Source organism: Streptomyces sp. NPDC055025, from assembly GCF_053608565.1.
Genome location: NZ_JBSGVS010000029.1, coordinates 67,084 through 76,079 on the forward strand (window position 1 = coordinate 67,084; position 8,996 = coordinate 76,079).

The 8,996-nt window shown below is 66.0% G+C and carries 8 protein-coding genes; 4 read left to right on the forward strand and 4 right to left on the reverse strand.

Annotated elements, in window-relative coordinates:
* Positions 1-31 precede the first annotated feature (31 nt).
* The 3 genes from ACWGDX_RS19440 to ACWGDX_RS19450 all read left to right on the forward strand — a co-directional run bounded on the left by ACWGDX_RS19440 (position 32) and on the right by ACWGDX_RS19450 (position 3,773).
* Positions 32-1,411 carry a DUF317 domain-containing protein gene (locus tag ACWGDX_RS19440; RefSeq protein ID WP_453627099.1) on the forward strand — a complete coding sequence of 460 codons (1,380 nt, stop codon included), beginning with the start codon at positions 32-34 and terminating at the stop codon, positions 1,409-1,411.
* Positions 1,412-1,781: 370 nt separating this feature from the next.
* Positions 1,782-3,341: an RNA-guided endonuclease InsQ/TnpB family protein gene (locus ACWGDX_RS19445; protein ID WP_453627101.1), complete on the forward strand. Its 1,560-nt coding sequence runs from the start codon at positions 1,782-1,784 to the stop codon at positions 3,339-3,341.
* Positions 3,342-3,602: 261 nt separating this feature from the next.
* A complete protein-coding gene (locus tag ACWGDX_RS19450) occupies positions 3,603-3,773 on the forward strand; it encodes a hypothetical protein (RefSeq protein WP_453627103.1) in 171 nt (56 codons plus the stop codon).
* A 45-nt stretch (positions 3,774-3,818) separates the two neighbouring features.
* On the opposite strand, the gene ACWGDX_RS19455 is transcribed toward ACWGDX_RS19450, so the two are convergent.
* The 3 genes from ACWGDX_RS19455 to ACWGDX_RS19465 all read right to left on the reverse strand — a co-directional run bounded on the left by ACWGDX_RS19455 (position 3,819) and on the right by ACWGDX_RS19465 (position 7,622).
* Positions 3,819-4,928, reverse strand: coding sequence for a glycosyltransferase family 4 protein (locus ACWGDX_RS19455; RefSeq protein ID WP_453627105.1), 1,110 nt, complete (start codon positions 4,926-4,928; stop codon positions 3,819-3,821).
* An 89-nt stretch (positions 4,929-5,017) separates the two neighbouring features.
* The gene (locus ACWGDX_RS19460) at positions 5,018-6,313 is read right to left on the reverse strand and encodes a hypothetical protein (RefSeq protein WP_453627107.1); all 1,296 of its coding nucleotides are present in this window, start codon (positions 6,311-6,313) and stop codon (positions 5,018-5,020) included.
* 52 nt (positions 6,314-6,365) lie between these two features.
* A complete protein-coding gene (locus ACWGDX_RS19465) occupies positions 6,366-7,622 on the reverse strand; it encodes a nucleotide sugar dehydrogenase (protein ID WP_453627109.1) in 1,257 nt (418 codons plus the stop codon).
* A 66-nt stretch (positions 7,623-7,688) separates the two neighbouring features.
* Here ACWGDX_RS19465 and ACWGDX_RS19470 point away from each other — a divergent pair, with 66 nt between their 5' ends.
* A complete protein-coding gene (locus ACWGDX_RS19470) occupies positions 7,689-8,462 on the forward strand; it encodes a glycosyltransferase family 2 protein (RefSeq protein ID WP_453627111.1) in 774 nt (257 codons plus the stop codon).
* A gap of 139 nt (positions 8,463-8,601) precedes the next feature.
* Here ACWGDX_RS19470 and ACWGDX_RS19475 read toward each other — a convergent pair.
* The coding region (locus ACWGDX_RS19475; RefSeq protein WP_453627113.1) for a TauD/TfdA family dioxygenase at positions 8,602-8,996 on the reverse strand (395 nt) is incomplete at its 5' end.

Sequence of the window (8,996 nt, forward strand, 5' to 3'; positions counted from 1 at the left end):
TGGTCCGGCCAGCAGAAGCGAGTACCCCTTCGTGACGACACCCTCCCTGGACGCACACGTCCGCCTCGACACCCACCCCACTCACCCCAGCGCCGTGACCGCCACCCTCACCGGCACCCAGGCCCGCATCCCCCACACGGCCCTGGAGGCCGCCGACTGGAACGTCGTGGCCAAGAACACCCTGGTCCTGGCCCGCATCGACCACGAGGAGCCCTACTGGGCCGAAAAAGCCGCCCAGCAACTGACCGCAGACGGGATCACCGTCGAGATCACACCCCGGCTTCGCGAAGCGATCGACGAGGAATGGACCTGGGCCAACTACCCGATGCCCTGGTGCACCCGCACCGAGATCCGGGAGGTCTCCAACGAGGCCCAGAAGATCTACGACGACATCCGTCACGGCCGCCTCCTCATCCACGCCTACGCCCACGACAGCCACACCACCGTCGCGGTCGGGACCTACCTCGACAGCGGCAAGAGCGTCTATCTCCACGGCGAAAACCACCTGCGGCAGGTCGCCGGCACCTTCGACTCACCCGCCCAGGCCCTCGCGTCATTCGAACGCTTCCACCGCGACACCATGCGCGCCGGCCAGGCGCCGGCGACCGACACCGAGCGCGCCGCCGCTGAAGCCCGAATGCCGCTCGGCACACAGTCCGCAGCAGAGTCCGAACCACCTGCACCGGCGCCGGAGAACGTGCCGGCCTACGCCGCCGACCCCGGCGACCACGACGCCATCCTCGACCAATTCCTCGCCGCACAAAGGGATTGGGAGAAGTGGCGGACCTGGACCGACGACACCACCCACGCGATCCACGAGTCACAGACTTTGCGCATCGAACGGGTCCACGAAGCCGACCCCCGCGAGACCGCCTGGATGATCGCCGCCTACGAGACCCCGGTCTCCGACCGTATGTGGCATCTCACCGCGACCGGCACCACTGCGGCCCCGGTGCTCCAAGCCCTGCTCGACCATCTCGCCAACGGAGACGGCTGGGACACCGCCATCGGCAGCCCCGTCACCGGGACGACCGTCACCGCCGCCACCCGACCCCTCGCCAACGCCGGATGGAAACACACCGTCGACGGACGCTGGATCCGCTGGAGCAGCCCCGACAAGCAGTCAGGCGTCCAGTTCGATGCCTTCGCCGCCCAAAATCCGAACCGCACTCTCGCCACCTGGACAGCCTGGGCCGGACCGAGCCTCAACCACGCCACCTGGAGCATCACAGCATCCCCTTACACCCCCAGCTCACTCCTGGCCGACCTCACCGAAACCCTCACCCTCAGATCCGGCACCGGCACCGGCCGGCCGCACACCTCCGCCCACGAACACCAGACGGCTCTTGGCTCCGCGCCGGCACCCACCCCGAAGACAACAGCCGGACACATGGCCGGCCGCGCACGCTGATCTCCGGCACCGCCCGGACCGCAGTGCATTGGCTCGCACAGTCGAGGACGGCTTATAGCCCACTCAGGCCGGCGCCTCCATGGTCTCCGGCCCCCCTCGGCTCGCCCCCGCCGTCGTAGCGGCCAGAAGCCTCCGGCCTGCCGCAGACAGGCAGATCCAGTACTGACGACGGAATCCCGAGCCCGACCACTTCTCCTCATCGGGACCCGGGCCGCCAGGGCCGGTCTTCACGACAAGGCAAACGCTCAACTCATCGACTTGCGCCGCTGCTTGCGACGAGAAGGGATCCGCGCAGGTGACAGGCATTGTCAGTAGTGGCCTCTAGAGTCATCGACACTCATCCAGACGTAGTTGAGGAAGGTGGTTCACCGTGCAGTCGGAGGTCCTTCGGGCGTTCCGCTTCGCCCTGGATGCCTCTCCTGCTCAGGAGGAAGCGCTTTCGCGGCATGCCGGTGCAGCGCGATGGGCGTTCAACCACGCACTCGGGATGAAGATCGCCGCGCACCGGCTCTGGCGGACCGAGGTCCAGGCGCTCGTAGACTCCGGGGTCACGGAGACGCAGGCCCGCAAAACGGTGCGGGTACCGGTGCCGACGAAGCCCTCGATCCAGAAGCATCTGAACCGCATCAAAGGCGATTCGCGGATCGGTGGCCTGCCCGAGGGCGTGCTCGGGCCGGAGCGGCCATGCCCATGGCACCACGAAGTGGCCTCGCACGCGCTTCAGTCGGCGTTCATCGACGCCGACCGGGCCTGGGCGAACTGGCTTTCATCTCTGAGCGGCCGACGAGCAGGACGCGCGATGGGCTACCCACGGTTCAAGAAGAAGGGACGAAGCAAGGACTCCTTCCGCCTGCACCACGACGTGAAAAAGCCCACGATCCGCCCGGAAGGTTACCGGCGCCTGCTCCTGCCCCGGCTGGGCTCCGTACGCATCCACTGCTCGGCCAAACGCCTGGCCCGCCTCATCCGCCGGGGGCACGCGACAGTACAGTCCGTCACCATCTCCCGGGCCGGCACCCGCTGGTACGCCTCCGTACTGACCAAGGTCACCCAGGAGATCCCAGAAAGGCCCACCCGTCGACAGCGACAGGCCGGAACCGTCGGAGTCGACCTGGGCGTCAAAGTCCTCGCCGCGCTCTCCGCCCCGATCAACCTCCCCGGCCATCAGAGCACTCTGATGGTGCCCAACCCCCGCCACCTGCAAGCCGACCGGCGCCGCCTCGCCAGAGCACAGCGAGCGCTCTCCCGCACGAGCAAAGGTTCTGCAGGACGCCGGAAAGCCGCACGCTGGGTGGGCGCCGTCCATCACCGGATCGCCGAGCGGCGGGCAACATACCTGCATACGCTCACCAAACAACTGGCGACCAGCTTCAGCACGATCGCCGTCGAAGATCTGAACGTGACAGGCATGACCGCCTCCGCCCGCGGCACGGTGAAACAGCCCGGGAAAAGGGTCCGGCAGAAGTCCGGACTCAACCGTTCCATCCTCGACGCATCACCGGCAGAGATCCGGCGCCAGCTCACCTACAAAACTTCCTGGTACGGATCACGGCTCGCCCTGTGCGACCGGTGGTTCCCCTCCAGCAAGACGTGCTCGGCCTGCGGGTGGCAAAACCCACGCCTGACCCTGGCCGACCGCGTGTTCACCTGCGGACAGTGCGAACTGGTGATTGACCGGGACCTCAACGCCGCCCGGAACATCGCCACCCACGCCATCCCCGTGCCGCCAACAGGCACCGTCGCCTCCGGTACGGAGGAGACGCAAAACGCCCGTGGAGCAGCCACAAGACCTTCAACCCTCCGGGGCACAAGGCAGGCAGCAACGAAGCGGGAAGACACCGGCCCACCCGGGCAGGTGCCACCTCAGCGGAGTGATCCGCTGACGCTCCCCACCCTCACCCCGGACCAAGAAACGGCAAAGCGGCCATAAAACCGCAGGTCGAAAAGGGTCCAGTCCGTACGGGCGGGGAGCGACCGGAATCGAACGGACATGGCCAACGCCGAGCCGCGTCCAGTCCGTACGGGCGGGGAGCGACCGTTGGCCCCTTGCGCTGCTCGTCCGGCAGGGCCGGCATGGAGATCAGGTTGCTCGACGGCAGGTGCATGTTGGGGCTGAGCAGCGCGATGAGCGTGGGCAACACGGCGGGTTGTCGACGAGCGGAAGGAAGGCGTCGTCCAGGGCAACAGCGCCGTGGAAGCCGTCCTTGCCGTCGACCGAGCGGTCCTGGCCCGTGATCCGGTCGGTGGCTACGAGCCATACGGCGGCCTCGCCTGCGCGGTCGCGGACCTGGAGGGCGAGGCCGCCGCCCAGGACGAGCAAGCCGTCGCGGTCGGAGGCGAAGCTGGAATACGCGACACCTGAACGTGCGACCTCACCAGTCCCGAGGCTGGTCTCGAAACACCGGGGTTAGGAGGTAACGCGGAGGGTCAGTTCGCGAAGCTGGCGGCCGGTGCTAGTGATGTCGTATCGGCGCGCGTTATCGAGAGCCGCCTTGTTCAGGGCCTTGCGCCGGTGGAAGTCCCGGCCCATCTCGTCTAGGGCCACAGCCAGCGAGCGCGGGTCACCAGGAGTATAGGGAATGCCAGCGCTCCCGAGGATTTTCCTCACACCGGGAAGATCGGAGTAGGCAACCGGAAGTCCGTGGGCTTGAGCCTCGATGAGGACGAGCCCGAAAGCCTCCAGGCCCCTGGTTGTGAAGACGAAGGCGTCGAAGTTCGGCAGGCGGCGCCACAGTTCGGCACGGGGCAGGAACGGATCAAAATGAACCCGGTCCCGGAGCCCGAGTTCGATAGCCCGCTGTTCCAGATACCCCCGTAAGATTCCTTCGCCGATTACGGTCAAGCTGTGCGGCTGATCAGTTAAAGCGAGGGCTTCGACTGCGGTGATCGTGGATTTGTTGTCGTCCAGACGACCGGCGTGCACCAACGATAGCGGTCCGGTTCCGGTAGGCGGTTGATCGCGTACCCGGGCATCGCTCAGAGGGATACCCCACGGGATGACAGTGAGTCTATCGGTGAATCGGCGTCCGGTGAGATGGTCGATGCGGTCGGCGAGGGCGAAGGTCGGGGCGACGATCGCGGCGCTTGCGGCAGCAACTTCATTCAGGCCCTCGCGTTCCCACGCGCTGCGCTCGGCCACCATCACGTCGGGGCCGTGGGTGATGGCGATGATCGGGATGTTGCCAGCAGTTCGGGTGAAGGCCAGGCTGAGAGCGAACCCGAGATACTGGGCGTGAATGGCATTCGGCTGAATCTTCTCGATGAGCGCACCGACCTCACGCGTCAACTCGTCAACGTAAGGGCCGAAGTCCGGGCCGTGAGGACGCTTCGTCGTGGAGAGGGTGATCAGCTGATCAAACACAGCCTTCCAAGCCTGATCGACCGGTGCCCTACCCAGGAAGGTCGTATGGATTTCAGGCATCGCGCCGTAGAGATCGTTGACGAAGATCATACTCCCGGACGAAGGCGCGGAGCTGCGGTTGATGCCGGTCAAAATGGTCAGGAGCTTGGTGGTCATGCGGAAACTCCATTTATCGATAACCGTTGGGCGGGAATCGGAGATCGGGCCCCTAGGGCCAACTCGACTCGTGAATCATCGGTGGCGTTCTACATCTCGCGCTGACGGGGAGGCGCCCACCACGACGCCAGGTGCGGCGTGAAGACGGCCATGACCTCCTCGGCCGGATGTAAATAGCCCTTACTGTCCTGCTCTGCCGTCCACACCCTGACTGACGATCTGGGGTAGACGGGATTTATTCCAATCTCTCCCTTGGGGAGGGTTCCATTGAAGGGGGTAGGTATCCCCTCACTGTTCCAGTAATCCCACGCCTCAAGAGCCTTGGATTTCTCGAAGCAGTGGTACAACTGCCGATAGCGGACCATGTACCGGATCTCGCGGAAGACCATCTGGCCGATCAGTCCAGGCGCGACTTTCTGGATCGTACTGAGATCGGCGCCCTGGAAGGTGACCGATGCCGCATCCTGGGACGGGTGCAGTGCAGTCCGGGTGAATAGGTGGGACAGCCGTCGCCGTACGTACTCGGCGACTCCTGGGCCGAGAGCCGGTTCTATGCCTTCGATGAGCTGGACGAGCCGGTGATGGCGCGGTTTGAAACGGGCCAGGTCGAACAATTGGTCCATGCTGTCCACGGCGGCGAAGGCGAGTCGTTTGTAGAGCCAGTTGTTCAGCTCTCCTGCCTGGGCGTAGGTCTTGGTTTCCGGAGTAGCGGAGTGGAGCATCAAATATTCGGATAGAACCTCGAAGTACAGGTAGCCGAGGAACGGCACGTGGGCCACGGCGTCGGACAACTGGTCGATAAACTCGGGTGCCGGAGTAATATGTCCGGCGGCGTTGCGCAGGGCGACGTCGAGGAACACGGCCGCGGCGCGCAGCCCGGCCAGCACGGCGCGGTCGAGCTGGTCGTTCTCGGCCGGGGTGAGGAAGCTCTGGTAGCGCAGGTAGGTACGCAGGTGGATGGCACCGAGATGCAGGTAGTCGACGCCCTTGGGCCGGATCGGGGCATCCGGGATGACCTCGAAGACCATGGGCTCGGTGGAAGGCTTCGTCCGCATCAGGTAGGCGCCGAGGTTGTGTGGGCGCAGCCCCTCGCGCTGGCTGGCGAGAGGCGAGCAGTACAGGGCTCCGACCAGGCATCCGGTGGAGACGTGCAACTGCCGGCTGGTGCGGATGGCGTTGATGTCTTTGGTGGTGTGCAGCAGGTACATCGGCTGTCCGCTGACGAGCGCTTCGGTCATGGCGTTGTGTCGTATCAGCCAGCCGTTGGGGGTTGAGCGTTCCAGGTGGTGGCGCCAGTCGCTTTCGCTTTCGGCCAGCGAGGCAGGAATTTTACGCTGCGCGGGCATGGTGTAGTCCGTGTGGGCGTGTTCCCATTCGTCGCGCAAGAGAACTCCCGGGGATGGAGGATTGGCAGCGGGGCGGGGTGATTTCGAGAAGCTAAAGAGTCTCGACGTTCGCTCCGGAAAGGCGGTTTCGGCAGTCGAGAACATAGGTCGCGTATTTCTCGATCATCGGGAGGTCGAATCGTGTGTGGTCCATGAGAAGCACCACGGCATCAGCGGCCGCGACCTCCTCCGCACTCGCGTCCACTCGGAGCACGTTCAGCTCGGTGGCGTCGCCCTCTGGGATGTTGGGGTCGGCGCCGCGCACCTCGGCGCCGAGGTTGATCAGCAGTTCGGCGACACGTGCCGAAGGTGAATTGCGAAGGTCGGTGGCGTTGTATTTGTAGGTCAGGCCAAGCAGCAGGATCCGAGATCCGTTGACGGGCATGCCGCGCTTGTCGAGTGCTTCCGCGAGACGCCGGACGACGTAGTCGGGCATGTGGCGGTTCACGTCGTCTGCGAGTTCCACAAATCGGAAGGGGACGCCGAGCTCCTGCTGGACCTTCCAGGAGAGGAACAACGGGTCGACGGGCAGGCAGTGCCCGCCGACTCCCGGCCCCGGGGTGAACCGCGTGAATCCGAAGGGCTTGGTCGCGGCGGCGTCGATCGCCTCCCAGATGTTCACGCCGAGGGGAGCCGCCAACGTCGCCATCTCGTTGACCATGGAGATGTTGACGAACCGGAAGATGTTCTCGATCAGCTTGGCCAGCTCGGCGACCTTGGTCCCGGATACCGGTACCGTGGTCCGAAAGATGCCGTCGTAGAAACCCTTGATCGCATCGAGTGATGTGGCGTCGATTCCGGACACCAATTTGGGCGTCCCGTCGAACGACCACCTCTTGTTCCCCGGAGCGATGCGTTCGGGACTGAATCCAGCCAGGAAGTCCACCCCGCCTTTGAGGCCCGAGGTCTTCTCCAGGATCGGCAGCAGCAGTTCCTCGGTGGTGCCGGGATAGGTCGTGGACTCCAGGACCACCGTCGCGCCGGGGCGAAGGTGCTCGCCCAGCGTCCGGGCGCAGGACTCGATGTAGGTCAGGTCGGGCACGCCGTCCCGCAAGGGGGTCGGCACAGTGATCACCGCGATGTCGAAGCCGGCCAGCGCGGCAGCGTCGGCGGTCGCGGAGTAGACCCCGGAGTCCAGCACTGCGCACAGGCGCGAGGAGTCCACGTCCCTCACGTAGGACTGGCCGGCGGCGAGCTGCTGAACGCGGTGCAGGTCCACGTCGTAGCCGACGACACGGTGACCCACCTCGGCGGCGCGTACGGCCAGCGGAAGCCCTACGTAGCCCTGACCGGCGACGACTATCTGCATGGCAGCTCCTACTCGATTGCGGTGCTTGAATAGACCGTCGTTCCTGGTCTGGCAAGGAGAAGCGCTGTGCCCCTGGTGTCTGTCGTGATGCCCGTGTACAACTCGGCAGCCACCCTCGGCGCAGCCGTCCGATCGGTGCTCACGCAGACCCACAGCGACCTGGAGCTGCTGGTCACCGACGACCAGTCCTCCGATGGCTCCATGGACCTGCTCCGCGAGTTCGCCGAGCAGGACGAGCGCGTCCTGCCTCAGTCGGCACCCGAACGGGGCGGTGCGGGCCGGGCCCGCAACCTCGCGATCGAGCGGGCCCGCGGGGACTACGTTGCCTTTCTCGACAGCGACGACATGTGGCTGCCGGAGAAGACCGAGAAACAGCTCGCCTTCGCTGCGGAGGCGACTGCGCCTTTGACGTTCACCTCGTACTTCAAGATGGATGCCGACTACGACGGCGAGAGCACCGGCTGGGTTCCGAACGGGCGGGTGATCCGTGCGCGGGAGCACGTGGACTACCGCGCGATGCTGGTCCAAGACCACATTGGTGCTCTCACCGCCATGTACGACCGCAATGTCCTGGGCGCGAGGCTGATGCCGGAGATGCGCAAGCGTCAGGACTACGCCCTCTGGCTGTCGATCATGCGGGACGGTGCTGACGCCCGGGGCCTGGCTGAGCCGCTTGCGGTGTACAGGGCCCACCAGGCGGGATCGCTGTCCTCCAACAAGCTGTCCCTCGTGCAATACAACTGGGCCCTGTACCGCGAGCACGAGCATCTGTCGGTCCCGCGGGCGTCGCGGGCGCTGGCCGGCGCTGTGTGGCAGTCGCTGCGCAACTCCCGCATTTAGCTGCGTGCACGAGCCCGGGGAGCCCGGTGCGCGACCGTTTCCGGGGGTGCCCGACCGGGCCCCGCCCCGTGGCCGTGCCGCGTGATCGGCGGCTGGGCCGAAGGGCGGGACTCAGTGGGTCACCGGTGCCGTCTGCCGGCTACGCGGCCGAGTCGGCACTGGCGGGCGCGCGCAGGAACAACTGGAGGAGCAGCCGTCGGTCGGCGACCGGGACGGTCTCCTGACCGCTGTGGAGCGCCTCCCGACCGTGCAGGAAGCGGCGCTGGTTCACGATGAGGTAGTCCCCGGGCTGGAGCATGAAGGAGACCTGCCCCCGGACGAGCTCCTCGGCGAGTTCCTGGGCGGCGTCGGCGTGCGCCTGGCCGAGCTGGGACCGCTCCAGCATCTTGGCGGTGAACCGGACGAACCCCTCGCCCGGGTCGGAGCCGTCCAGGATCGGAAACGGCTTGTATTCCGCGCCCACGCCGAACAGGTCGAAGAAGGTCCCGTAGTGGTAGGCCGACTCGGACAGCAGGGCGCGGCTGTCTTCCGACA

Excerpts from the sequence above, each read along its gene's own strand:
- ACWGDX_RS19455 (WP_453627105.1), bottom strand. The coding sequence starts at position 4,928 with ATGACCACCAAGCTCCTGACCATTTTGACCGGCATCAACCGCAGCTCC.
- ACWGDX_RS19465 (WP_453627109.1), bottom strand. The coding sequence starts at position 7,622 with ATGCAGATAGTCGTCGCCGGTCAGGGCTACGTAGGGCTTCCGCTGGCC.